Origin of the sequence: Vibrio sinaloensis DSM 21326, from assembly GCF_000189275.1 — a bacterium.
Classification (GTDB): domain Bacteria; phylum Pseudomonadota; class Gammaproteobacteria; order Enterobacterales; family Vibrionaceae; genus Vibrio; species Vibrio sinaloensis.
In genome coordinates, this window is sequence record NZ_AEVT01000018.1 from 273654 (window position 1) to 299849 (window position 26196).

The 26196-nt window shown below is 47.3% G+C and carries 23 protein-coding genes; 13 read left to right on the forward strand and 10 right to left on the reverse strand.

What is annotated here, in order from left to right; all coding sequences use genetic code 11:
* Positions 1–259 precede the first annotated feature (259 nt).
* From RH45_RS04720 to RH45_RS04730, 3 genes are read left to right on the forward strand one after another with little or no spacing between them, the layout of a single operon-like run.
* The gene (locus RH45_RS04720; protein WP_008074374.1) at positions 260–1006 is read left to right on the forward strand and encodes a nucleoside recognition domain-containing protein; all 747 of its coding nucleotides are present in this window, start codon (positions 260–262) and stop codon (positions 1004–1006) included.
* Positions 1006–1473: a YjiG family protein gene (locus tag RH45_RS04725; protein ID WP_008074375.1), complete on the forward strand. Its 468-nt coding sequence runs from the start codon at positions 1006–1008 to the stop codon at positions 1471–1473. Before RH45_RS04720 ends, RH45_RS04725 begins: the two co-directional genes overlap by 1 nt.
* A gap of 10 nt (positions 1474–1483) precedes the next feature.
* On the forward strand, positions 1484–2608 hold the full coding sequence (locus RH45_RS04730) for a M20 family metallopeptidase (RefSeq protein ID WP_008074376.1): 1125 nt from the start codon (positions 1484–1486) through the stop codon (positions 2606–2608).
* Between the two features lie 49 nt (positions 2609–2657).
* Here RH45_RS04730 and RH45_RS04735 read toward each other — a convergent pair whose 3' ends face one another.
* A complete protein-coding gene (locus tag RH45_RS04735; RefSeq protein WP_008074377.1) occupies positions 2658–3560 on the reverse strand; it encodes a LysR family transcriptional regulator in 903 nt (300 codons plus the stop codon).
* 119 nt (positions 3561–3679) lie between these two features.
* On the opposite strand from RH45_RS04735, the gene RH45_RS04740 reads away from it, so the two are divergent.
* The 3 genes from RH45_RS04740 to RH45_RS04750 all read left to right on the forward strand — a co-directional run bounded on the left by RH45_RS04740 (position 3680) and on the right by RH45_RS04750 (position 9095).
* Positions 3680–5698, forward strand: a complete 2019-nt coding sequence (locus RH45_RS04740) for an alkyl/aryl-sulfatase (protein ID WP_008074379.1) — start codon at positions 3680–3682, stop codon at positions 5696–5698.
* A gap of 224 nt (positions 5699–5922) precedes the next feature.
* Positions 5923–6825, forward strand: coding sequence for an AraC family transcriptional regulator (locus RH45_RS04745; RefSeq protein ID WP_039958211.1), 903 nt, complete (start codon positions 5923–5925; stop codon positions 6823–6825).
* Between the two features lie 104 nt (positions 6826–6929).
* The gene (locus RH45_RS04750) at positions 6930–9095 is read left to right on the forward strand and encodes a TonB-dependent siderophore receptor (protein ID WP_008074382.1); all 2166 of its coding nucleotides are present in this window, start codon (positions 6930–6932) and stop codon (positions 9093–9095) included.
* 54 nt (positions 9096–9149) lie between these two features.
* Here the strand turns inward: RH45_RS04750 and RH45_RS04755 are convergent, their stop codons facing one another.
* A complete protein-coding gene (locus RH45_RS04755; RefSeq protein WP_008074383.1) occupies positions 9150–9692 on the reverse strand; it encodes a nuclear transport factor 2 family protein in 543 nt (180 codons plus the stop codon).
* Between the two features lie 139 nt (positions 9693–9831).
* Between RH45_RS04755 and RH45_RS04760 the strand changes: the two genes are divergently transcribed.
* Positions 9832–10212 (forward strand): winged helix-turn-helix transcriptional regulator, encoded by a 381-nt coding sequence (locus RH45_RS04760; RefSeq protein WP_008074384.1) that lies wholly within the window; start codon positions 9832–9834, stop codon positions 10210–10212.
* A gap of 31 nt (positions 10213–10243) precedes the next feature.
* Here the strand turns inward: RH45_RS04760 and RH45_RS04765 are convergent, their stop codons facing one another.
* Positions 10244–10459: a TIGR02450 family Trp-rich protein gene (locus RH45_RS04765; protein ID WP_008074386.1), complete on the reverse strand. Its 216-nt coding sequence runs from the start codon at positions 10457–10459 to the stop codon at positions 10244–10246.
* A 169-nt stretch (positions 10460–10628) separates the two neighbouring features.
* Entirely contained in the window at positions 10629–11933 is a 1305-nt protein-coding gene (locus tag RH45_RS04770) for a dicarboxylate/amino acid:cation symporter (protein WP_008074388.1), read from the reverse strand.
* 439 nt (positions 11934–12372) lie between these two features.
* On the opposite strand from RH45_RS04770, the gene RH45_RS04775 reads away from it, so the two are divergent.
* A complete protein-coding gene (locus tag RH45_RS04775; protein WP_008074390.1) occupies positions 12373–12696 on the forward strand; it encodes a heavy metal-binding domain-containing protein in 324 nt (107 codons plus the stop codon).
* A gap of 32 nt (positions 12697–12728) precedes the next feature.
* On the forward strand, positions 12729–13184 hold the full coding sequence (locus RH45_RS04780) for a YaiI/YqxD family protein (RefSeq protein WP_008074392.1): 456 nt from the start codon (positions 12729–12731) through the stop codon (positions 13182–13184).
* Positions 13185–13252: 68 nt separating this feature from the next.
* On the opposite strand, the gene RH45_RS04785 is transcribed toward RH45_RS04780, so the two are convergent.
* On the reverse strand, positions 13253–14020 hold the full coding sequence (locus tag RH45_RS04785) for a DUF481 domain-containing protein (RefSeq protein WP_008074394.1): 768 nt from the start codon (positions 14018–14020) through the stop codon (positions 13253–13255).
* Positions 14021–14358: 338 nt separating this feature from the next.
* Between RH45_RS04785 and RH45_RS22670 the strand changes: the two genes are divergently transcribed.
* Both RH45_RS22670 and RH45_RS04795 read left to right on the forward strand, forming a co-directional pair.
* A complete protein-coding gene (locus RH45_RS22670) occupies positions 14359–16500 on the forward strand; it encodes a chitinase (protein WP_008074396.1) in 2142 nt (713 codons plus the stop codon).
* A 407-nt stretch (positions 16501–16907) separates the two neighbouring features.
* Positions 16908–19406 carry a collagenase gene (locus RH45_RS04795; RefSeq protein ID WP_008074398.1) on the forward strand — a complete coding sequence of 833 codons (2499 nt, stop codon included), beginning with the start codon at positions 16908–16910 and terminating at the stop codon, positions 19404–19406.
* Between the two features lie 200 nt (positions 19407–19606).
* Here the strand turns inward: RH45_RS04795 and RH45_RS04800 are convergent, their stop codons facing one another.
* Positions 19607–20149 carry a hypothetical protein gene (locus RH45_RS04800; protein ID WP_008074400.1) on the reverse strand — a complete coding sequence of 181 codons (543 nt, stop codon included), beginning with the start codon at positions 20147–20149 and terminating at the stop codon, positions 19607–19609.
* 290 nt (positions 20150–20439) lie between these two features.
* Between RH45_RS04800 and RH45_RS04805 the strand changes: the two genes are divergently transcribed.
* Both RH45_RS04805 and map read left to right on the forward strand, forming a co-directional pair.
* Positions 20440–20667: a ParD-like family protein gene (locus tag RH45_RS04805; protein ID WP_039958214.1), complete on the forward strand. Its 228-nt coding sequence runs from the start codon at positions 20440–20442 to the stop codon at positions 20665–20667.
* Complete coding sequence (gene map / locus RH45_RS04810; protein ID WP_008074404.1) at positions 20660–21448, forward strand: type I methionyl aminopeptidase; 789 nt, start codon at positions 20660–20662, stop codon at positions 21446–21448. The genes RH45_RS04805 and map overlap by 8 nt, the downstream gene beginning before the upstream one ends.
* A gap of 22 nt (positions 21449–21470) precedes the next feature.
* Here map and RH45_RS04815 read toward each other — a convergent pair whose 3' ends face one another.
* Genes RH45_RS04815 through RH45_RS04830 form a run of 4 tightly spaced genes read right to left on the reverse strand, consistent with a single transcriptional unit; the run spans position 21471 to position 26191 of the window.
* Complete coding sequence (locus RH45_RS04815; RefSeq protein WP_008074406.1) at positions 21471–23258, reverse strand: aminopeptidase P family protein; 1788 nt, start codon at positions 23256–23258, stop codon at positions 21471–21473.
* Positions 23255–24253 (reverse strand): ABC transporter ATP-binding protein, encoded by a 999-nt coding sequence (locus RH45_RS04820; protein ID WP_008074408.1) that lies wholly within the window; start codon positions 24251–24253, stop codon positions 23255–23257. The genes RH45_RS04815 and RH45_RS04820 overlap by 4 nt, the downstream gene beginning before the upstream one ends.
* 9 nt (positions 24254–24262) lie before the next feature.
* Positions 24263–25252, reverse strand: coding sequence for an ABC transporter ATP-binding protein (locus tag RH45_RS04825; RefSeq protein WP_008074410.1), 990 nt, complete (start codon positions 25250–25252; stop codon positions 24263–24265).
* Between the two features lie 9 nt (positions 25253–25261).
* Positions 25262–26191: an ABC transporter permease subunit gene (locus RH45_RS04830; RefSeq protein ID WP_008074412.1), complete on the reverse strand. Its 930-nt coding sequence runs from the start codon at positions 26189–26191 to the stop codon at positions 25262–25264.
* Positions 26192–26196 lie beyond the last annotated feature (5 nt).

Genomic DNA, 26196 nt, shown 5'->3' on the forward strand with positions numbered 1-26196 from the left:
GTGAGATAGGTTTGATCTGTTTGAATTCTCATCAATTTTTAATCAGGGGTGATAACTTTATGAATCAATTTGATATGCAATGTTATTTATTTGGTTTGGAAGTATGAGCTATTTAGGCTCAATATCACAAAATATGATAATGCATGAATAGATATTAATAGTTCGTGATGCTATTTGATGAGGATCATCCTCACGGCGTACTCTTTAATCCAAGATCCCTATGTGTTCTGTTCCACATAATCGACTACATAGGTGAAATATGTCTGATTCCAATCAAAAACAGCGCAAAGTGACCTGGGGCTGCTACGTCGCACTCGCTTTCGCTGTGGTGTTTTTCTCGGGGCTGATGAAGTCCAATGAATGGTATGGTGTGCTTGACTTTACCACCCTCAATGGCTCTTTCGGTAGCGTTGCTTACGATGTTAAAGAGACGGCGGAAGGCGTGGAAGCGGCAACCACCTCTCTGCGTGGTAAAGGCGGCAGCGGCGCGCGAGACGGCTTTATTTTTGCTCTTACGCTTATCCCAACCGTGATGTTTGCTCTGGGGGTGATCAATGTTCTTGAACATTACGGTGCGCTGGATGCTGCTCGTAAACTTCTTACGCCACTTCTACGCCCACTCATGGGGATTCCGGGCAGCTCCGGCCTTGCCCTCATAGCGTCGTTGCAAAGTACTGATGCTGGCGCGGCGATGACTCGTCAACTTAAGGATGAAGGGCGTTTAACTAAACGTGAAACCGACGTCTTTACTATGTTCCAGTTCACGGCAGGGGCAACCATCGTTAACTTCTTCTCCTCTGGCGCTGTGCTATTTACTCTCACTATGGCAGACGGCTCGCTTGCCGTGACTTCTTCGATTGGCTTGGCTGTTGCGATTATGTTCGTGTTTAAGTTTGTTGGTGCGAACTTGTTCCGTATCTACTTGAACATCACCGAAGGCAAAGAAGATAAGCAGGGTAAACAAGACAACAACGAGGCTGCAAACCTAAAAGAGGAGACGGCGTAATGAGTGACGTAAAAGTAAGAAAACCAATGATCACTGATATTTTCGTCGAAGGTGCAAAAAAAGGCTGGGTGATCGCCACAACCTCGACTGTACCCAATGTTTTGATGGCGTTTGTGATCATCAAAGCGCTGCAAATCACTGGTGCACTGGAGATGATGGGAACGATTTTCTCGCCAGTGATGGCCGTGTTTGGCTTACCTGGTGAAGCGGCAGCAGTATTGATTGGTGCGTGGATGTCGATGGGTGGCGCCGTTGGTGTTGTGATTACTCTGTTTGACCAAGGTATCCTCAATGGGACCCACATTGCAATACTGGCACCGGCCATCTACTTAATGGGCTCCCAAGTTCAATACATGGGGCGCATTATGGGGCCGATCGGTACTGAAGGACGCTACATTCCTGTGATGATTGCTATCTCAGTGATTAACGCGTTTGGTGCCATGTTGGTGATGAATCTGTTTGTGTAAGGGACAAAGAATGAAGTTTTCACTCAATGAATATTTAGAAGAGCTACGTCCATTAATAAATGTGGATTGCGGTACTTACACTCTTGATGGCATCGAGTTTATAGCGGCGCAGTTTGAAGCTAAATTTGCTGATATGGCTGGTTGGCAGGTGAAACGTGTCGACTGTGGTAAAGCGGGTGTTGGTTTAGAGATTCGCAACAAGCCACAAGCGAGTGACATCGACGTTATGCTGGTCGGTCACATGGATACCGTGTTTCCACTTGGAACGGCGGAACTGAGACCAATGAGTTGTGACGCAGATAAAGCCTACGGTCCAGGCGTATCGGATATGAAATCGGGTTTGCTGAATGTGGTCTACGCGATGCGTCACCTTGATCCGTCTGTGCTGGATGCATTGTCGATTTGTATCTGTATGAACCCAGATGAAGAGACGGGTTCGCTGGATTCTGTGGATTGGATTCAGGCAGTGGCAAAGCAAGCCAAACAGGTATTGGTTGCTGAGGCAGCTCGCGCAGATGGCGGGCTTGTGAAAGCGCGTAAAGGCATGGCGAGATACAAGCTGACGTTTGATGGCATTGCAGCGCACGCCGGCAATGAGCCAGAGAAAGGTCACAGTGCGATCACCGAAATGGCCAACTGGGTTCTGGCGATCAATCGCATGACCAACTTTGAATCGGGTACCACACTTAACGTGGGCATCGTTTCTGGCGGTGCTGGTGCGAACATCGTCCCAGAGCATGCAGAGGCGATTGTCGATATCCGCTTCTGGAGCAACGAAGAGTATGACGAGGTGGATACTCGTTTAAACGCCATGATTGAACAGACGTTTGACAGCGAGGTTAAGGTAGAGCTCAAACGCGAAGCTTACAAACCTTCGATGGTGCCGAGTGAAGCAACCGTGGCACTCATGGAGATTGTTGAGCAAGCGGCACAAGAGCTAGCGATTGAGATCAACTGGAAAGAAGCTGGCGGTGGCTCTGATGCTAACAACACGGCAGTGCTTGGCGTGCCAACACTGGATGGTTTAGGCCCAGTGGGTGCGGGGTTCCATAGCGATCAAGAGTATTTACTTTTAGACTCAATCGAACCGCGTATCAAGCTACTGATGCGAGTGATTGAAAAGCTCGCTCGCTAAATTATGCTTCCCTGATTCACTACTCAAGCCCCGATTTCTCGGGGCTTTTTTATTGGTCGACGAAATAGGACTTGAGCTTGTCGCGGAGCCAAATATTGGCAGGACTGTGCTTCATGCGATTGTGCGCCAGTAAGCGATACTTAACTGGGATGCGCGTAAATGGAGCGTCAATGACTTGAAGATCTAATCGCTCGGCAAATTGATCGGCAATACTTTTGACCATGGCAGCTAAACAGTTGCTGCTTGAGATCATGGTCATTTGAGAGACGAGTGAGTCGCACTCTGCGGCGACTCGACGTTCGCCGATAGACTCTTCAGTGAAGTAATCGGCAAGGTAAGCCTCTTCGCGCCTGAGTTTCAGCGTGACATGTTTCTCCGCGTAAAACTGCTCTAGCGATAGGGTTTGCTGGATGCGCGGGTGTTGTTTGCGCGCAATGACACACAGTTCATCATTAAAGAAAAACTCGGAAAAGAACGAGGGTGCTGAATAGTTGGCAAAGTCGATGGCAAGATCGGCTTTTTGTTGATTGAGGTTGTGGATGAGTTTTTCTTCACTCGACAGAGTAGGGTGAAGCTCTATATCGACATTGCCAAGCGTGCTATCGGCTTCGATCTTTGGCAGCAGCATTAACATCATGGGTTCGGTTGTATAGACCACAAAACGGCGCGAGTTCGCCGTGCTGAAGCTTTCGATACCTTCAATTGCGTTGTGGATTTGGCTAAATGCGGGTTCAATTTGCCTCGCTAACTCGTGAGCTTGATGAGTGGGGGCGATCCCACGTCCTGAGCGAATAAACAATTGAACACCCAATTGTTGTTGCAGCCGTTTGAGAACCCCGCTTACCCCTGGTTGAGTCAGCCCAAGCACGTCCGCGGCGACGGTGATCGAACGATGTTGATAGACACTCAGAAAGACTTTGAACAAGTTAAGGTCAACAGCATTATCGTGCACGACTTTCTCCAATACATAACAGATCGCGATGTTTTGTATAAAGTCTCATGTATGTATCTTGATGTGTCAACCGATTAGATTAGTCCTGTACCCAATAACGAGAGACTACGAGGTTCCCTATGACACACCGCTTTGCACCCTCAGCGATTTCACTTGCCCTTATCGTTTCGTTTTCAGCGTCAGCAGATTACGCCAGCTTAGATACCTACCAAGGTAAACCAGCGACAGAGCACACTAAGTTAGCCAATGCGACGTTAGCAAAATCGTTACCATGGCAAGATGTCAGCGCATTTGAGCGCACGCAAAAAGGATTGATTGCAGAGTTTGGAACTCATGAAGCTGGCGAACTGAAAAATCGCTTCGAATACATGGCCGAGATGAGCGTCGATGAGCTACCCGCATCGGTAAATCCATCGATTTGGCGTCAAGGCATGCTGAATTACGCCGCAGGCGGTTTGTATCAAGTGACCGATGGGGTTTATCAAATCCGTGGCGCAGACTTGTCGAACATGACCATCTACCGTACTGACAATGGTTACGTCATTCACGATCCACTTCTGTCTAAACAAGCGGCGGCGGCATCTTGGGAGTTTGCAAAAATGCATCTACCTAAGATCAATGGAGAGCATAAGATTACCGGAATGATCTATTCACACATGCATGCTGATCACTTTGGTGGCTCTCGCGGTGTGTTTGAGTCGGGCGACTTTGTTGAAGGTGCACCAATTTACGCGCCCAATGACTTTATCAAAGAACTCGCCGATGAAAACGTGATTGCGGGGGCTGCGATGGGACGCCGCGCCAACTATCAATACGGCACCACCTTAGACAACAACACTCAAGGTATTGTTGATAACGCGTTAGGTCTTGGAACCTCTCGAGGGGAGGTGACGTTAGTGGCACCGACTCAAGAAATTGAAGAGCGTGAAAAAGTGATCACCATTGATGGTTTGGACTTCCACGCGATCAATATGCCAGGTGCCGAAGCGCCAGCTGAAATTGTTCTTTATGTTCCAGAATACCGTTCACTCAATACGGCAGAGTTAACTTACGACGGTATGCACAATATTTACACCTTCCGCGGAGCAAAAGTGCGTGACGCATTGGTGTGGACCAAGTACCTAACAGAGCTAAAACTTCGCTATGTCGACAGTGGCTTAGTGGATAACATCCATGCGGCGCACTCAGCACCAGTTTGGAATGATTCGACAACCGAAACCAATGAAATTGCCGATTACATGACGCTGCAACGCGATAACTATGGATTTATTCATAACCAAGCCATGCGCCTAGCGAACCATGGTGTCACCATTCATGATGTAGGCCGTGAGATAGAAAAAATCGTTCCTCAGTCGCAAAAAGAGACGTGGCACACCAATGGCTACCATGGTTCATACAGTCATAATGCTCGTGCCGTTGTAAATTTGTACTTGGGATATCATGACATGAACCCTGTGAACACCAATCCACTGCAAACCCAAGAAAAGTCATGTGTTTACGTTGAAGCTGCAGGCGCTGATACCTTATTCAAAGCGGGTAAAACGCACTTTGAACAAGGGGACTACCAGCAAGCATCGCAGCTATTCAATGACTTAGTTCAATGTGACCCAAGCAATATCGACTATCGTTTTGCCTTAGCGGACAGCTTTGAACAGCAAGGATATCAATCGGAAACTATGGCGTGGCGAAATTCTTACCTGCAAGGGGCTGTTGAGCTGCGTACTGGAGATATTCAGCCGTCAATCAAGTTAGCGTCTCCGGATGTGATTGCAAATACACCAACGGGCATGTTCTTAGATTTCTTAGCCGTAAGGCTAAATGCTGAGAAGGCAGAACAGGCGGGGCTGGATTTTAACTTTGGTGTTCATCACCCAGATTTGAACGAATCCTATTTCGGTGAAGTATCCAATGCAAACATGGCGAACATTGCCGTCGAAACGTTACCGAAAACGGACGTGACCTTGGAAATCAACAAAGCTGACATGACAGCCATGGTATTAGGTCAAAAAACGTTGGAACAATTGGTCAAGTCAGGCGATGCCAAGCTTAGCGGTGATGTGAGTTTAGTTAACCAACTTAGCGAGGCGTTAGATGACTTTGATGGGATGTTTGAGATATTGCCTATGCCGACCAAATAATCCCGTTCTACCTAACGTTAACCGTAGGTCAACCCCAGCCTTATAGGCTGGGGTTTTCTCCGTTAAGGTGTTAGCAATTGATTTCTCGACGTTTGTGATATTTCTGCGACGCAATAAAGCAATACAACACTCAATAGATATTAATTCTCATTTACATTTTTGATACTATGGCCGAATAGTATCAGCAGCAGTGTTATCTCATGAGCCGAAATCTCAGTGTTTCCATCAACTCCAGCGCATTTGAGCGCATAAATCGCGTTTTGTCGTATATTCATGGCAACTTAGATATGCCGTTATCTTTAGTGGATATCGCCCAGCAAAGTTGTTGGTCGCGCTGGCAGTTACAACGGGTGTTTCAAGAGAAAACAGGATTATCCGTGGCGACTTATGTGCGTGAGTTAAAGCTTAGTCAAGCTGCTGAGCGCTTGATCGACGGCGATGAGCGGGTTATCGATATTGCCTTAGATCTTGGGTTTAATTCTGAAATCAGCTTTAGCCGTGCTTTTAAGCAGATGTTCGATGTTAGCCCAAGAGGATACCGCAAGTTAGGTCGAAGAAGTGGTGTTCGAAAGCCGTTTGAAGTCGCGACGTTAGCGGATTTAAGCCAAATCGACAGCTTTGTCGAAGTGAGAGTCGAGACACGTGAGGCGTTCACATTGTTGGGTGTGAATGATCAGATCAACGGTTTATTCTCGTTAGCGCCAGATTTTCACGTCAAAGTCCCGGCCTTATGGCAAAAACTGGAGTGTCATGCCGAGCAGGCTGGGTTACCCCCAACGCATGGGGTTGGTGTTATTGATGTTACGCAAAGTCATTTTGACGGCACAAATATCCGCTATTGGGCGGGTACGCCAGTGGGAGAAGAGTTTAGATTTCCCGAACTGCCTAGTCTAACGGCTCACGATTTCGATTTATTAAATGTCCCTTCTCAGACTTACGCCGTGATGAAACATAAAGGCTGCATCACTCAATTACCTCAAACGTTGCAGTGGTTCTTGTTGAACTGGCTACCACACTCTGATTATCGTGGCTTAGATGGTTTTGAGCTTGAATGTTACCCAGCCAATTATCGAGAAATGGGTGAACTGGCGGTCATGGAGTACTGGGTTCCTATCGAACGAATTTAACCTATCTGGTCACTTTGCACCAAATTGTTAACTTTCTCGTCTTCAAATTCGTAAAATGCAAATGAGATTTATTCTCAAGAGAAAGCATTGGTACCGAGGGACACATGATAACTCCAACAAGATTTAATCGCTCAACATTGACGTTAGCATTACTAGCGGCGCTCGCCGCACCAGCATTTGCCGCCGAAGACACTTCTGAAGATTCAACGCTACTAGAAACCGTAACGGTATTGGGTAAAGCCTATCGCAACACGGCAACCAAAACGGCACTGAAGCCCGAGGAAACACCTCAAGGCATCACAGTTATTGATGATCAACAGCTTGAGCAGCGTGGGGTGCAGTCCCTCAGTGAAGCTGTTCGTTATGCATCGGGAGTGGTGACGGAGACGCGCGGCGGTGCGGTAACCATGTTTGATACCTTTATGATTCGTGGTTTTAGAGCGGAACAAAGTTATTACGATGGCTTAGTGCTACCGCTTCTTAATAACTGGAACTTGCAGCCACAGATCGACCCATTTGCCGTCCAGCAAATCGAAGTATTTAAAGGCCCAACCTCTGTCTTATATGGCGCGATGTCTCCAGGTGGCATGGTTAACATGGTGGCGAAATCACCTCAACAGGAGCAGAGTACCAAAGTGGGACTTGCCACTGGTAGCCACAGTCTCAAGCAGGTATCACTCGATACAACCGGTCAGTTTGGTGACAGCGATGTCTCATATCGACTGTTGGCTCTGGCTCGTCAAAAAGATAGCCAAGTAGGTGGCGCGACAGAAGAGCGTTATCTCATTGCACCATCGATCGACTGGCAAGTGACCGATAGCACTTGGGTTAACTTCAACCTTTATTACCAAAAAGACCCATCAATGGGGATTAACTCTGCGTTGCCGTCTTCGGGGATGTTTGTTGATAATCCAAACGGTTCAACGTCACCTTCAACTTGGATTGGTGCCGATGATTGGAGCACCTTTGAGCGCGAAGTCATGATGCTAGGCTACAAGATTAATCATGAATTCAACGCCAATTGGAGCTTTCTGCAAAACGCTCGTTACCTCGATGCCTCCTTGTTGCAAGAAAACACCTATCACGGCGCAGTGTATGGCCCCGGTGGTTGGGATTATAACTATTGGGATCCAAACACAGGAAACATTCGTCTCCTTGCATACAGCACCGAAGAGGAGTCGAAAGGGTTCACGATTGATAACCAGCTTTCTGGTCTGATTGAGACCGGCAGTATTCAACACAACATTTTGCTGGGTATTGATTATCAAAACCTAGACGGTGAGTCGGTGTATACGGCATTTGATAAAGTGTACTGGAACAACGTATTTAACCCGAGTAACGACTTCATTAATCGCAACGATATGGGTAACGAATACCGAAATGTTGATGAGGTGACGGTTGACCAGCTTGGCTTCTACTTACAAGACCAGATCCGCTACAACAATTTAGTGTTGATTGCGGGTGGGCGCTATGATCATTATCGTGCCGATAATGAATACAACGGCGCCAGTACCAAAGCAGATCATCGTCAGTTCTCTTACCGTGTTGGCGCTTTGTATGAGTTTGAATCGGGAATAGCGCCGTTCATCAGTTACGCGACCAGCTTTGAACCGCTTGCTGGTACCAATGCTTTGACCGGGGAAGATTATGACCCTGAGTTGGGTAAGCAGATTGAAGCTGGTGTGAAGTATCAATCCGCAGATGGCTCCCAATCTTTGACGACGTCGTTATTCCAGATTACCAAGTCGGATGTATTGGCGGCGGATCCAAACAACTTCTTGCAACGCATTCAGATTGGTGAAGTTGTTTCGAAAGGTGTGGAAGTTGAAGGGCGCTGGTACGCAACAGAAAGCTTGGATCTCGCAGCGTCATACACTTACTTAGATATGGAAGTCACGGATGCGGGAGCGGATCAAGGATTAGAAGGTACAACTCCAATTTATGTTCCGACTCACAGCGCCAATTTGTGGGCGAATTACCAGTTTTACACTGGTTCATTGGCTGGGGCTCGATTCGGTGGCGGCGTTCGTTACGTGGGTAAAATGGAGCGCGATGCTTACAACCTAACTGGAAGTGTTCCTTCTTACACCCTAGTCGATATGTCGTTTGGTTATGAATTGGGCAACGCGGTGGAGTCTCTTGATGGAACTAGCGTCAATGTGATTGCGAATAATTTGCTTAATGAAGAATACTATTCTTGCTACGACAACGACAACTGTTGGTACGGTGCAGAGCGCAGTATTGAGCTTAACGTGAACTACGAGTTCTAACTGTGTGATAGTGAGAAAAAGGCAGCCACCAGGCTGCCTTTTTATTGCCTTGTTTTAAAACACACCGTTTGAGTTGGCAATATCACCGCCGCTGAGCAAAGAATAGACGCGCATTGAAAAATCAAGGGCCTGGATTGAATCCCAGTGCTCAACGATTCGGCCATCTTCCAAGCGCCACGTATCAATAATGTTCATGCCCTTTTGATCATTGCCTCTGTCCTCTTTATCGAGCGTGGCATGAGAGTGGAAAATCACGTAATCACCATCGACGTAGATATGTTTTACGTCGTAGGTATAGTCAGGGTACTCTTCGACAAACTCTTCTAAGAAACCGACCAGTCCAGTGACTTTATCTGGCAAGTTACGGTTGTGCTGAACGTAAGCGCTGTCATTGTAATTCTCTAATACATAAGCGAAATCATGATTGTTCATTAAATTCTGGACGAAATCGGTGATGATTCGTGCGTTCTCTCGCTCCTGCTCTGTCCAGTTTGACTTTTCAAGTGCTGGTAAATCAATGATCAATTTATCTGCCGATTGAGCATACAAAGTGGTGCTAGCAACGAGTAGAAAGAGTGATGTGATCGCTTTAAACATAGGGAACTCCTTGGTATGATTACTTCATGTTGGTATCGATTAATAACTATAGTAATTAATAGTAACCTAGTGCGCAAGAAGGCACCAAAATGTTCGATAGGCACATTTTGGTAACCTATAACCGGAAGAGGATGGCAATATGGCGGTTCAAGAGAACGCAGACAGACGAAAATTTTATAACAATGAAGATTGCCCTGTGCGCAATGTCGTGGCACAAATTGGCGATAAATGGTCGCTATTGATTTTGTTTGCTTTAGTGGATGGTCCGGATAGATTTAACTCACTTAAATCGCGAATTGAAGGCATTTCACAACGCATGTTGACCCAGACACTGCGTGATCTCGAGCGAGAAGGTTATGTGAATCGCACCGTATATCCTGAGGTTCCGGTAAAAGTGGAATACTGCCTTACAGAGATGGGAGGGGATTTGGTTAAACCGCTTTACCAACTGGTTTGCTGGGCGGATGACCATCAAGAGAAAATACGGTCAGCACGCCAAGCGTATGATAAGAGAAGCTAAAGTTTAAGGTAAGTAGAATAAGCCTAGGGTGTTACTTCCACCCTTGGCGCCATTGGTTGGTATCTTTTAATGTTTTCCAATCGATGAAGTATTCGTTATTCGACATGACAGCTTCGATTTTACACGATAGGACAGTGCCGTTTTCCTCAAACTCAACCTCAGTGACAAGGAAATGTTTCTCTCGATTCACTGGGGTTACTGCGGTCCATTTGCTGTTGGTGAGCTTGGCTGGGTTAATGGGGTTCATGCTTACTTGTGCCTCGACGTGTTCCAGAACGTCCTTTGTACGTGATTAAGCTTATTTGGTTCAGCGCACTTATAAGATCGAAGGCAATGTTGCCCTCCAATAACAAAAAAAGCCAGCAACAGGTGTTGCTGGCTTTTGCACTTTGCGCGAAGCGCTATCCGCTAAGTCATTAAGCTTCTTGATGTTTTAACGAAACTTCTTCTTCTTTGACACCTGCCATAGGGTCGTTGAAACGGGTTTCATCCAGTGCGCCTTCCGACTTAGCCACAATCACAGTGACGGCACTGTCACCGGTGATGTTAACGGCAGTACGAATCATGTCGAGTAGACGGTCAACACCCATGATCAGAGCGATGCCTTCCAGCGGTAGGCCAACTTGGTTAAGCACCATTGCCAGCATGACAAGACCAACACCAGGAACACCCGCGGTACCAATAGAAGCAAGCGTTGCCGTCATGATAACCATTAGGTAATCGGTCATGGTTAGGTCAATGTTGAATGCCTGGGCGATAAATGCAGTCGCCACACCTTGCATGATCGCAGTACCATCCATATTCACTGTTGCACCAAGCGGTACCGTGAATGATGATACGCGGTTCTCAACACCCATACGGTTCTTCGCGGTTTCCATTGTGACTGGAATGGTCGCGTTAGAAGATGCGGTTGAGAAGGCGAACATGATGGCATCTTCCATCTTCTTCAAGAAGGTAATAGGGCTAAGGCCAGTGAAGCCTTTCAGCATGACACTGTAGGTTACTAATCCGTGTAGAATCAGTGTGCCCGCTAGCACTAAGAAGTACTCAGCAAGGTTGACGATGGCACTTAAACCTAGACCAGTAAACAGTTTTGCCATCAAGAAGAACACGCCAAATGGTGCTAGGTTCATCAAAATAGCAACCAGCTTCATGATCACTTCGTTTAGGTCAGAGAAAAACGCCGCAATACGTTCTCCTGGTTTACCTGCAGCGCTGATCGCAATACCGAACAGAACTGCAAACACGATCACTTGCAAAGTTTTACCTTCTGCCATTGCGCTGATCGGGTTGGTTGGGAACATATCAATGATCACTTGACCAAGTGAAGGTGCTTCAGCGGATTTAAATGAGCTTACTGCTGTTAAATCTGCACCTGCGCCAGGTTGGAACAAGTTACCCATTGTCAGAGCAAGTGTAATAGCCACTGCTGTAGTCGTGACGTAAAAGGCGAGAGTTTTACCGCCCATGCGTCCGAGCGTCGAAAGATCTTTGAGTGAGCTCGTACCGCAAACCAGTGATACAAACACAAGCGGAACAACGAGCATCTTCAAGCTGGCAACAAAGATTTGTCCACCAACTTCAAATAGTCCATTAACAATGTATGTGTCGACAAATCCGTTGTCGGCAAAGAGGGTGCGAATCGCAAATCCTGTCAAGATACCCGCAACCATGCCTAGAATTACGCGGCCGGTTAACGACATCGGTTTCTTGGTATTCATAGTGAACACTCCTTATAGTTATGCACCTTGAGTTCACTTCAAGGCGAGCAGGAGGTTAGCAGGCGACCAGAAAGTACAGAAAGAGAAAAAGTGCGGGTGATGTATAAGGTGTGATCTAAATCACTAGTTTTTTCTGTTATTTAACCAGTTGTTAACCAGTATGTTTAATGAATTGTTCTGATTGTTTTCATTTTTAACATGCAAAATCCTGGCTATTAATACTTAGTGACTTCTCATCACTTGAGAAATCGAGTGCATATACTGGTAGGAGCTGTAACTAAGTGAATATATAGTCAGTAATTATTCAGTATCAGTGGTTTGGCTTTTATTCTTCATATGAATAGCGCTATCGCAATCAATCATTGCGTTGGTTGAGTTCTCGATGAAATCCCTCTATCTTCGATCTCGTAACTGCAAATGGTCATGGAAGGAGAAGATTATGATCAAAACAACAACGTCGGTGGTCGAAGGCAAACCCGTTGAGCACTACTTAGGCGTCGTCGTCGGTGAAGCGATCTTAGGAGCCAACATTTTTAAAGATATGTTTGGTGCGATTCGTGATGTCGTTGGTGGTCGCTCTGGTGCGTATGAACGTGAAATGGGCCGGGCACGTGAAATTGCATTTCAAGAAATGGAAGAGCAAGCTCGTTCACTGGGCGCAGACGGAATCGTTGGTATCGACATTGATTACGAAGTGATTGGCAGTGGCGGCAGTATGATGATGGTCAGCGTCAGTGGTACTGCGGTCAAATTTAAGGTCTAATAACGCTGTTCACTTAGACTAGGAAAAACAAAATGAAGATTTGGGTTGATGCGGATGCGTGTCCTGTTGTGGTTAGAGATATCTTGTTTCGAGCGTCGCAACGCACAGGTGTAGAGGTGACTTTGGTCGCCAACCAGTTTATTCGTACCCCCGCATCCCCAAAGATCACTATGCTGCAAGTGCAAGCGGGTTTTGATGTGGCAGACAATGAGATTGTGAAACGCTGTCAGGTTGGAGACTTAGTGATCACCAGCGATATTCCATTGGCTGATGAGATCATTACCAAAGGGGGCCACGCCCTCAGCTCCAGAGGTGAAGCATTTACCAAAGAGAATATTAAATCGCGTCTTAATATTCGTGATTTCATGGAAACCATGCGCAGTAGTGGTATTCAAACCGGAGGCCCAGCGCCATTAAGCCAAGCGGACAGACAGCAATTTGCCAATCACCTAGACAAATGGTTAGTGCAGTGGCAGCGCGCCCAATAATAATCACTTTCGGTTAGCGATTCAGAGCCCCTCAATTGAGGGGCTCTGGCGTTTTGAGTTACGAGCTGTCAAAAATCGTAAGTGAGGCTCATGGTGCTGTAAATCTCATCCGGAGATTGGTCTTCGGCTACCGTTGTGTTGTAGATGTATTCGAGATCGAACACCAAAGACAAATTCGCCATCAAGGTATTCTTTACGTAGGTCTTCACATTGTAGTGCGTGTTCTCCTCACCGTATGCGATATCAAAGGTTGCCCCCAACGACTGATGCTCTGATAACACAAACGCGCTATCAATCGTGGACGAGGCGATCACTTCATAGTTAGTTTGATCTGGGTATTCTGAATCAAAAGGTTGTCGCTGAGTGAAGCGGTAACCCGGACCAAGCGCTATGGATGTTTTGACTCTATCCGAGTTCACCAAATACAGACCCAATCCACTCATTAAAATCCACTGTTTGCGATAGGTACCGTAGAGGTCGTTTTCAAATCGGCTCGCCATTCGCACAAACGTCTCTTCGGAAAAATCATAGCTGGAACCTGCGTTCAGGGTATAGCGATTGGCACCATCATCGGCATTGTCTGCGTCCGTGTAGTAGCTTTCAAATGATCCCTTGTGTAACCAAGATTCTTGTTGGTAGCTGAGATAAAGCGCAGAGTTAACCGATAACGATGAACTGGTGTTCTCTGTGTAGATAAAACCCAGTTTGGTTTGAGCGGTGAAAGGGGGTGTTTCCACTGGCTCAAGTTCAGCCTCTTCACTTATTGCAGTGAGAGGTACAAGCATCAAACCGGCAGCAGATAGGTATGTCGATAACAAAAGTGGGTAGCGCTTCATTTTTTAACAGACACATGGAGTGGTACATGGGCCGATTATTGCCGTTTGTTAGCTTAGTTAGTGCTAAATCTGAATAAATCGTTATCAAGGGTAATGAAGTTTTGCCAATTAAGCGTTGTTTTGTCTACCGCATACGGTAAGAGTCACCTTGTCTACGGATGGCTTGCCGTGTAAGGGATGCGGGCTAATACATCGCGAATTTTTATATGATTAAGGTTTAAAAGGATTATTTAAGCCTCTTTTACGTGCTCTATGACCAAACAGGTGCGAATATCGTTATGCATGCCAGTTAATAAGGCATGATTATAAAACGATTAAAAACAAGGAATTAAGCCGTAATGAAAGTGAATATAATCACTAGCAGTTTGTTATTGCTTCCAGCGCTCGCATTAGCCAATGATGGTGAGCCGCTAGAGCGTTTACCACTTAGCCAAGTTCTCGCCGATGAGCAAGCCATCATCGCAGAACAACCGGATGGTTACGCATTAGTAGTGGAATCTATTCGCACCTTAGATAATGAAGACGTTGAAAAAATCACACCACTCCGAGCAAGCAATCCAGACAATGTGAAGCGCATTGAAGCGATTGTTTCTGAGCAAGATTGGAACCACCTGTTTCCTCAGCGAGATTCAGCTTACACCTATTTAAATTTCCTGAAAGCCGCTGGCAAATACCCAGCACTTTGTGGTGACTACGATGACGGGCGCAACGCAGAAGCGATTTGTCGTAAAACCTTAGCCACCATGTTTGCCCACTTTACCCAAGAGACGGGCGGCCATGATCCTAGCTCAGAGACGCCAGAGTGGCGCCAAGGTCTTTACTACCTCAGAGAAGTCGGTTGGAGCGAAGAGACGTCAGGTGGCTACGGCATTTGTGATCCTGAAACTTGGCAAGGCCAGGCTTATCCTTGTGGTACCAACCCAGACGGAACGTACAAAAGTTACTTTGGTCGTGGCTCTAAGCAATTGAGCTATAACTATAATTACGGCCCATTTTCTCACTCAATTTACGGCAACGTCGAAAAGCTGCTCAACGAGCCTCAACTGGTGGCTGACACCTGGTTGAATTTAGCCAGCGCGGTATTTTTCTATCTCTATCCTCAGCCGCCAAAACCGAGCATGCTGCACGTTATTGATGGCACATGGCAACCCAATGACAACGACTTGGCGGCGGGCTTAGTACCTGGTTTTGGAGTCACGACTCAAATCATTAACGGTGGCGTCGAGTGTGGTGGCTCAGAAGAGCACATTCAATCTCAGAACCGTATTAGTTACTACCGAGAGTTTTCTAACTACCTCAATGTCGACATTCCTGAAGATGAAGTGTTGGGCTGTAAAGGCATGAACCAGTTTGATGCAAACGGTGCCGGTGCTCTGAACATCTATTGGGAAGAAGATTGGTCATGGGACGAAAGCACCCCAGATGGTCGCTCGTACAAGTGTCAGTTAGTGGCGTATCAAGGCCCTTATTCGTCATTTATTGACGGTGACTACACCAAGTGTGTGGAAGACAAGTTCAATGTCACTGTCTATGACGATAGCAACGGTAACTTGCCTCCAACAGCAATGGCTGGCAACGATGTGACCGTGGATATGCGCCAAACGCATGAAGTTGAGCTGTCAGGTGCTTACTCAACGGATACCGACGGCGAGATCATTCACTATCAATGGCAACAAACAGACAGCTCTGGTGTTGAACTTGGCTTTAGCTCTCAAAGTGGGGAGCGTGTGACGGTATCTGTTCCTGCTGTTGAGCAAGAAATGGAATTCACCATCACGCTAACGGTTACCGATGACAAAGGCGAACGAGATTCAGATAGTATGACGATCTCGGCTCTCGATGTGACGGCGAACGAAACACCTGTGGTCGTGGTTTCTGGCCCAGAGTCAGTGGTTGAAAATCAAACCAATGTCTCAGTGACGGCGTCAGTTGAAGACCCGGATGAGTCCGGTAGTCATCAGCTCTCTTGGCAGTTATCTGCAGAGGTCGATTTCACGCTCAGTAACAACGGCCAAACCATAACGTTCACTGCGCCAGAAGTCGATGCGGATACCCCTCTATCAGCACGGGTTTTAGTTGAAGATTCGGCGGGTAATCAAGCCAAAGCGTCGATGACGATGTTGGTGATGGATCAACCAGAAGGGGACAACGGCAGTTGTAGCATGATTGACCCGAATGCGGGCCAATACCCAGCTTACGATCCGAGCCTAGTGTATACCGAAGAGAGCGATCCGGTTTCACATAATGGATTAGTCTATCAGGCCAATTGGTGGGTACAGGGCAGCGAACCATCTCCAGAAAATGAGGCTTGGGAGTTGTTAAGTGATGTGGTTCTTTCTTGGTCCGCGACAATTGCCTATGATGGCGGTGAGTTAGTTAACCATGGTGCTGACCAGTGGCAGGCACAGTGGTGGACACAAGGAGATGAGCCGGGTACCGCCGATGTGTGGATGAGTGTTGGCCCAAATCCTTGTCTGTAACCAGACACGATAGGACGGAGTAGTTTGAGATCAAGACAATCGTTCAATCGGTCGTCTCTAGCTACAACTATCTCTGGACAATACAGCGGCCCATAGACTTGGGCCGCTTGGTTGAGAGCCATTTCACAACACGCACCTCTATTGGGTTCGAAAACAGCCCCCTTTAACTCGTGAAACTGACTACGTGAAAGTCGTTCTCGAAGCAAGATCTCATTTCCATTAAAGCGGTTTAACATTTTTGTAACGTTTGCACTTTTGATACTGACAGCGCTAGTTACTGAGACTTAAAAATCACAAAGTTTCGCTTTGTTAGGTTAATGCCTAGATTGAGTTAGCAGCTGCTACCAGCCGCCCTATTACAAGCACCGAAACAGGTGTCATTACTCAATCAAACAAGAGCTATTAAGATGGAACTTAAAAAACTTACAGTCGCAGTGGTCAGTACGCTTCTGAGCATGAACGTGCTCGCGGTTAGCGAACCGCAACCTCAAGTGGTCGATAGAGATGGACATAGTGATCATGACCATCATCACGGTGTTGAGGACTCAACTCCCCACTACAGTCCACAGAAAGCGTTACCAAAACAACCGCAAACCAATCAGGAGATGATCACCCCTTTCAACGCCATCAGTCGCGCAGCGCAACCACTAGAAGCGAGCGAGCCATGTGACGTAACGGCATTTGCGACCACCAATAGCACCGCGCTGATCGGACAAATTACAGGTCAAGGTGCAGATTGTGTCAATGAACTGTTTTCTGCGGCGAGCGACGTGCAAGTTACTGCGTTTGGCTCAAGTAATATGTACAACGTCGCTAAGCATACGGTCAACTTAGCGCGCAATTATCAAGGCGGTGGAAGCGAAGAACTTGAAGCGCTGTTTCTTTATCTGAGAGCGGGTTACTACGCTGAGTTTTACAACGACAATATTGACTTTACTACTTGGGTCCAACCCGCAGTGAAAGAAGCCGTTGATGCTTTTGTTGCCAATGCGGCATTCTATGAAAACAGCGATGCGCATGGCAAAGTGCTCGCCGAGGTGATCACCACCATGGACAGTGCCGGCTTACAGCACGAGTACTTGGCTATTGTGACACAGTGGCTAAATCGATGGGATCGCAGTTACGCGCAGAGTTGGAACATGCGAAATGCGGTTAATGGTGTGTTTACTATTTTGTTTGGTGGGCAATGGAACAGTGAGTACGTACGTTTGATTGGAAGCCAAACCGAGCTGGTTAACGCTCTCGCCGCATTCGCTCTGAATCGTGATTCGATTGGTCAAGCCGATGAGTTTATGACGGCCAATGCTGGACGAGAGTTAGGTCGTTTAACTCAGTACAAAAATACCGTTATCGCGACGCCGGTGCGCGAAAAAATCAACCAGATATTCACCCAGTATGAAATGTTTGGATTCGGTGACACAGTGTGGCTGGCAACCGCTGACAGTGCTTCCTATTATGTCGATTGTTCTGCTTTTGGAATCTGCAATTTTGAACAACAGTTAAAATCTAAAGTGTTGGCGCAAAGCTACACCTGTAGTCCAACCATTCGAATTCTCTCCCAAAATATGACGCCAGCTCAGCACCAAGCCGCCTGTGAAAAAATGGGGTATGAAGAGGGGTATTTCCATACTCGATTAGAAACTGGCAACCAACCAGTCGCGGATGACCACAATATCCAACTGCAAGTGAATATCTTTGATAGTAGCGATGACTATGGCAAATACGCTGGGCCAATCTTTGACATCGACACCAATAATGGCGGTATGTATCTCGAAGGTGACCCAGCTACACCAGGTAACATTCCAAACTTTATTGCTTATGAAGCCTCTTATGCTAATGCTGAACATTTCGTCTGGAACCTAGAGCATGAGTACGTTCACTATCTTGATGGACGTTTTGATATGTACGGTGGGTTTAGTCATCCAACTGAAAAGGTTGTGTGGTGGAGTGAAGGGGTTGCTGAATACGTGGCTAACGAAGATCACAACCCGAGAGCGTTAGAAACGATTCAAGATGGGTCAACGTACACGCTAAGCCAAATCTTTGAGACAACCTATGATGGCTTTGACGTTGACCGTATCTACCGCTGGGGTTACTTAGCGGTGCGATTCATGTTTGAGCGCCACATGGATGAGGTCAACCGTATGCTGGTGGAAACACGTTCAGGGAATTGGGCGGCGTATAAAACCATTATTACTCAATGGTCGAGTGACTATCAGAGTGAATTTGAACAGTGGCAACAAGAATTGGTGAATGGCGGTCCACAGCAGACTCCACCCAATGCCGCTATCACAGTAACCAACGAGGCAAAGGTTAATGAAACAGTTACATTCAGCAGCGCACGCAGCACGGATACAGACGGTCAAATTGTCGACTACTTCTGGGAGTTCGGCGACGGCGCGACAAGTCGCGAGGCCAATCCGACGCACCAATTCAGCCGTGCGGGTAACTACACGGTTCGCCTAACGGTCACCGATAATGATGGATTGACAGCAGAGACCTATGCACCGCTAACGATTTTGGATGACTCACAGGGTGGAAACCCGAGTTTGCCGCAAGATTGTGCTCAGCGTAGCAAAATTTCTGGCGGTCAACTGGTCGTAGGGGAGGCGGTGTGTCTAGAGAGTCAATCCACCATTTGGCTGTCTATCCCCGCAGTAAACGAATCCAGCACAATGTCGATCACCTCGGCTAATGGCAGTGGCGATTTAAAGCTGGAATACAGTAACTTTGCGTGGCCGAACAGTGAAGGTTCAAATTTGCATGGTTGGTCAGCGAACCCTGGTAATGGTGAGTGTATAACGGTTAACGGTCAGGCCAACTATTGGGGCTATCTCAAAGTCTCCGGTGACTTTGCCAATGCCGCGCTGGTGGTCGATTTTGATACACCGGGATGCCGCCAATAACTATAACTTCAAGCCCAGCTCATGCTGGGCTTTTTGTTTAGAGGCAATGCGACTTCGTCGAATCAAAACGTGGTTAGTTATCTTGCATGGTGTTTAGGCAGCTCACTAAATTACTGTGAAATTTACAATGTAAATGATTGAGCCAAAGTGAGGTTTGGCACTACTCTCTAGCCAAGAACAATGCCGTATTCAAGCCGTGATTATTCAACCGTTATTGCCACGTAGTTGGTTACAAATGGTGAGATGGTCACTTCGTTAGCCACATAGAAGTTATTACCAGTGTTACTGGATTCGAGCTTGAAATAGTAGGTGCCTGAAGCGACTGAGATATCTTTGTTGAAACCAGTATTAAATTTCACTTTATCGTCAACCAGCCAACCCTCTTTGGTGACTTCATAGATATAACCACCGCAGTTGACGGATCCAATGCGTGGGTGGATGCAACTTTCTAACACTAAAGTTGTTTTGGAGTTAGGATTTTTTTCAGTACGGGTGACCTCTATGGTGCCGTAATCTTTTTTTTGTCTCGTTGCGAACGCAGTGTATAGAGGTTCCTTTTCCACGCTGTAGCTTTTTCCATTCTTAACGACGGAGCCGTTACTGCTGCCTCCTACGGAGCCAAGTACTCCATTGATAGCACCATTTACCCCATCATTAACAACGTTTTCAATATCGTTGCTTGAACACCCAAACAGAGCGATAGAAGTAGCAAATGCCAAGCTGGCTTTGGCAAATTTCATCATGGTTTCTAATCCTTATAAGCGACTAACTTAGATAAATATTATTGTTATGAATATGTTGGGTGTTATTTATAAAATAGATTGAGCTGAGCGATGAGCATAAGAGTGAATAACTTTGAGCTTAAATGGAGAGATTGCTGTCTATCTCGTTAATGAGAACTGTTTTCACTTTGTTCACCGAGTTGTATACGCAGAAAGGGAGTTCGCTACACCGATGGGCAGTAAGGATAAAATTTGATCAAATATGCGATGTGTATATAATTCGTATATTAAACGAATATGGTGTACTAGCTATGGGTATAGTAAAAATCTCGGATGAACTGCACGAGGAGTTACGTAAGGCGAGCTCGGTGATGTCACGTTCAATCAATTCACAGGCGGAGTTCTGGATCAAAATAGGCATGCTCGCGGAGCTTCATCCGCAACTCTCATTTAACCAACTGGTGAGTGATCTCATGAAGTCGGCGCAAGTGTCGAGCCACAACCTTTCTACTTCTGAGAGTGTCGCAGCCAATGACTAATCCAGTCACGATTAAGTCAGCTAATGAAGTGGAGCTGATGCGAGAGTCAGGTAAGTTGTTGGCCAGCGTATTTGAAATGCTGGAAGGGTATGTTCGCCCTGGCCTTTCAACGATGGAGATCAACGATACTGTCGAGCGATTCATTGTCGATCAACTGCATGCTCGTCCAGCCAGCAAGGGTCAATATGATTATCAATATGTACTTAACTCCTCTCTGAATGACGTTGTATGTCATGGTGTGCCAAAAGCTAATCAGATCTTGAAAAACGGTGATATTGTCAATCTAGACATCACCTTAGAGAAGAAGGGTTTTATTGCAGATTCGAGCAAAATGTTCGTCATGCCGGGTGCCACACCATTGGCGAAAAAGCTTGTGGAGGTCACGTATCAGGCAATGTGGCAAGGGATCTCGCAAGTTAAGCCGGGGGCACGGCTGGGGGATATCGGCCACGCGATTCAAAGCTACGCCGAGTCTTTTGGTTACAGCATTGTACGAGAGTACTGTGGTCATGGTATTGGTCGCGAAATGCATGAAGCTCCACAAGTCTTACACTACGGTTTGCCCGATACTGGGTTAGTGCTCAAAGAGGGTATGACTTTCACCATTGAACCTATGGTCAATCAAGGAACCGCAAAAACTAAGACCAAGAAAGACGGTTGGACGGTTGTAACGCGCGATAAAAAACTGTCAGCTCAGTGCGAGCACACCATACTCGTAACGGCGAATGGGTATGAAGTTCTCACTCTGAGAGCAGATGAAGCGCTGCCAGAAAGTCAATAAAGGCTTCTGACAGCGTGGAGGGTTAAATAGCGGCGGTGGCTTGTTGCAACCAAGCTTGTTCTTGTGAGTTAAGGTCGCCAGATAGGGCTTGCCAACAGCGCTGATGATAGCGGTTTAACCAATCAATCTCTGACTGTTCGAGCAGGGATTTATCCAGCATATGAGTGGCGATTGGCGCCAAAGTGATGGTTTCAAATCCGTAAAAGGTGCCAAACTCATTTTCTTCAATTTCCACCACTTTCATGATGTTTTCAATACGCACTCCATGAACTCCCTCACGATAGACGCCTGGTTCATTGGTGATCACCATGCCCGGTTTCAGAGCGACTTCCGCGGGGTTTTGTGAAAAGTTCTGCGGCCCTTCGTGAACGTTGAGACACATGCCTACGCCATGCCCAGTACCGCATTTGTAATCGATGCCATACTGCCACAATACTCCGCGTGCCATGATGTCGAGGTTTGCTCCAGTCGCACCGCGCATAAAGCGAGATTGAGTCAAACGTATTACGGCTTTGAGGACCAGTGTGTAATCGGTGCGCTCGCGATCGCTAGGCGTACCAAAATGAAAAGTGCGAGTAATGTCAGTCGTGCCGCCTGGATACTGTGCGCCAGAATCGACTAAGAAAAAGCTTTTCTCCGTGACGTCGTAGTTACTGCTTTCATCGGCTGCGTAGTGCATTTTGGCCCCATGTTCCGCGAAGCCTGCAATGGTACGAAAGCTCTCACCAATATAGTCTTCATTCAATTTGCGGTAGCCCGTCAAGGTTTGCTCGGCGCTGAGCTCAGTGACTTGGCCACTTGGCACTTGCTCATCGAGCCACTTCATAAATCTCACCATCGCAATCCCATCTTTGCGTAACGTCTCTTCCATGCTTATTAGCTCGGTAGGGTTTTTCTGCGCTTTCATGTCCGTGACAATGCAAGGCTGGTTGACTAGCTCAAGTTCTGGTTTGACTTGCTGGACGGTAAGACTGTCGCAATATCTTTCGCTGTAGATAACGCGAGCACCGTTTGCTAGTAAGTTCAAAGCGGCACCGAGGTGCTCGTAGTCATGCAGATGAATGTTGTGTTCTGTGAGGCTGGCCACCACTTCGGCCGTCAGTTTGTCGCTATCAACAAATAATCGTGCGCTACTTTGCTCGACAAGAAGATAGCTTTCAGAGAGAGGGCAGTAAGCGGTATCGCCACCGCGAATATTGAGTGTCCACATCACATCGTCTAGGGTGGAAATCAGCAAGGCATCCGCTTGTTGCTGGCTTAGGTATTGGCGAAGCACTCTAATCTTGCTACTGGTGGTTTCCCCTGCAACAGTGAGTGGGTGGGTAAATAAGTGGCCTTTCGGACGACTAGGGCGGTCTAGCCAGAGAGGACTAAGCAAATCGTACTCGAGGACAATCGTTACAGATTTTCCTGCTAACGCCTCAGTCAATTGACGGTAAAACGACTGGCTGATACTGCGACCATCGACACCCACTTTTGCGCCTTCGGGTAAGGTTTCTGCGAGCCACTGCGGAATGGTCGGCGTTTCGGCCAATTTGGCTTTAAACAAGCTCAAGCCTGAACCCTGTAACTGCTCTGCTCCTTGAATGTAATAGCGACCGTCAGTCCAAAGACCACCGCCTTCAGGCGTAATGACAACATCGCCCGCCGATCCTGTAAAACCTGATATCCACTGTCTTGCCAACCAATACTCGGCAGAGTATTCGCTAGAATGAGGGTCATTATTGGTGACGATATAAGCATCAAACTCATGGCTTTTCATGCTGTTACGTAATGCGTTCAAACGTTGAGGAATTGTGGTTAATGTCATAGAGCAGGACTTCCTAGCAGAGTATGGGTACAGAAAATATGGTGGTCTGGCTGACCACTTCGTGTCGGGTTTTGTTCGCCACACAGTTCGGTCGCACTGGGGCAACGTGTGCGGAACACACAGCCACTGGGTGGATTTAGCGGCGAGGGCAAATCACCGGGCAGTAGCTGAATGTCTCGTTGGCGAGCCAATGTTGGATGAGCAATCGGGACAGCGGAAAGTAGAGCCTTGGTGTACGGATGCTGGGCTTGGTCAAATACTTTGTCATAGCGACCGACTTCCATGGGCTTGCCTAAATACATCACCATGACGCGGTCGCTGATATGACGAACCACGCTGAGATCATGGGCGATCATCACTAGCGTCAGCCCCATTTCTTGCTTTAAATCATCGAGTAAGTTGATTACTTGAGCTTGGATGGAGACATCCAATGCGCTGACTGGCTCATCGCACACCACCAGATCGGGTTTGAGGATCAAAGCACGCGCTATGCCGACTCGCTGGCATTGGCCGCCTGAAAACTCATGGGGGTAGCGGTTTCGTTGACTGGCAAGTAAGCCAACTTTGTCCATCATGGCGATAACTCGTCGTTCAACTTCTGGACGTTTTAAGTGTGGTTCGTGGGTGAGTAAAGGCTCTGCAATACACTCCGAAATTGTTAAGCGAGGATTTAAGCATGCGGACGGGTCTTGAAACACCATTTGGAATTCACGGCGACGCACCGCTAACTCATGTTTGCCAAATCCGCGCATGTTTTCACCTTTCCAGTTTAGCTCTCCGGAAGACGGTTCGATAAGGCGCAGTAGGGCTCGGGCAAGGGTCGATTTACCACAACCGGACTCTCCCACCACCCCAAGTGTTTCACCGCGGTAGACGTCAAGGTCAATACCATCCACCGCTTTAACCACTTTTCGTTTACTGGGAAGAATGTGCTTATTGATTGGGAAATGGACCTTTAAGTCACGTGCTGATAGCAATATCTCTTGATGGGGCATTTTTATCTCCTAAGCGCGTCGAACGATGGGGGTAATGATGTCACTTGGTGTGACATGACATGCCAGTCCTTGTGAGGAGGTCAGTGAGCGAAACGCAGGCATAGCGGCACTGCACTCCGCTCGATACTGATGACAGCGCTCTTTAAATGGACAGCCTTTATTATGAATAAGTGCACTGGGTGGATTACCGGGAATGGTCGGCAAGCGAGCCATATCTTGGGTAATCGATGGGATAGCCTTAAGTAAGCCTTGCGTGTATGGGTGGGCGGGAGAGTCAAAAATAGAATCGGTATCTGACTCTTCCATTTTACGCCCTCCGTACATGACCAATACCCGGTCACACATTTCGGCGACGACGCCCATATCGTGTGTAATCAGCAAAATGGCGGTATTGAACTCTGCTTGTAGCTCACGAAGTAAGGCTAAGATCTGTGCTTGAACCGTGACATCCAAAGCCGTGGTGGGTTCATCGGCGATCAAGAGTTCTGGTTTACATAAAAGAGCCATCGCAATCATGACTCGTTGGCGCATGCCACCAGACATCTCATGTGGGTATTGCGCCATTCGGGTCGCTGCCGAAGGAATGCGTACCGCATCAAGCATCGCAATCGCTTCTTGTTCAGCAGAGTGACGGCTCATCCCTTTGTGAATCATCAATACTTCTGAAAGTTGTTTACCCACTTTCATAAATGGATTGAGAGAGGTCATCGGGTCTTGGAAGATCATGCCGATTTTCTCCGCACGAACGTGGTTGAGCTGGCTTTTGGTCATGGTCAGCAGGTTTTCACCATGAAAGTTAGCCGCGCCGCTGACGACTCCGTTATCGGCAGTAAGCCCCATCAAAGCAAAGACCGACTGGCTTTTGCCAGAGCCGGACTCGCCGACGATGCCGAGTGTCTCCCCTTTATTCACGGAATAAGAAAGATCGCTGACCGCTTGAACTAAGCCGTCGGGCGTCTGAAAGCGAACGTTCATGTTCTCGATAGATAGAATACTCATAGCAGCTCCTTAGCGATCTTTCGGGTCGAGCGCGTCGCGCAAGCCATCACCAATAAAGTTAAAACAGAACAGGGTGGCGACGAGAAACAGAGACGGGAACAGCAATTGCCAGAGCGCGACATCTATGGTTTTGGCCCCTTCTGATATTAGTATCCCCCAGCTGGTATCCGGTGGCTGAACGCCGAGGCCAAGGAAGCTTAAAAACGATTCAAACATGATAAAACCCGGTACCATGAGCGAGGAATAGACCATGACGATACCCAGCACATTAGGCAGCACATGACGACGCACGATAGTAAAACGGGATACGCCTATAGAGTGGGCGGCTTCAATAAACTCTCGTTTCTTAATACTGAATGTGACGCCACGAACGACCCGAGCAATTCCCAACCAAGAGACCATGCCTATGACGACAAAGATCAGATAGATGTTATTGCCAAACAGAGTGACGAATAGGATTACGAGGAACATAAACGGCACCGAGTCGAGCACTTCGATGATGCGCATCATGGTGCTGTCCACTAAGCCACCCATGTAGCCAGACAGAGCGCCCCAAGCCGTACCGATAACAACAGCCACCAAAGCGCCCATAAAGCCGACCATAATCGACAGTCGCCCTCCTTGCATGGTTCTAGCGAACAAGTCTTGGCCTAAATCATCGGTACCAAAATAGTGGCCAGAGCTGATAGACGGTTTGCCCAGTTCATAAGGATCGACAACCACATTCCAGTCAATTTCATCATGGCCAAAAGCAGCAAGGTGCGGGCCGAACGTTATACATAGGACAATAAAGCACAGCACGTAGATTGAGGTCATGGCGGCGCGGTTTTGGCGAAAGCGAGTCCAGGCGTCCTGCCACAAGCTGCGGCCTTCAACCGCTTCCAAATTAGAGCTCATTTGATCCGCCAGCTCATTGGCATCAATGCGTTTAGTTAACATTCGTC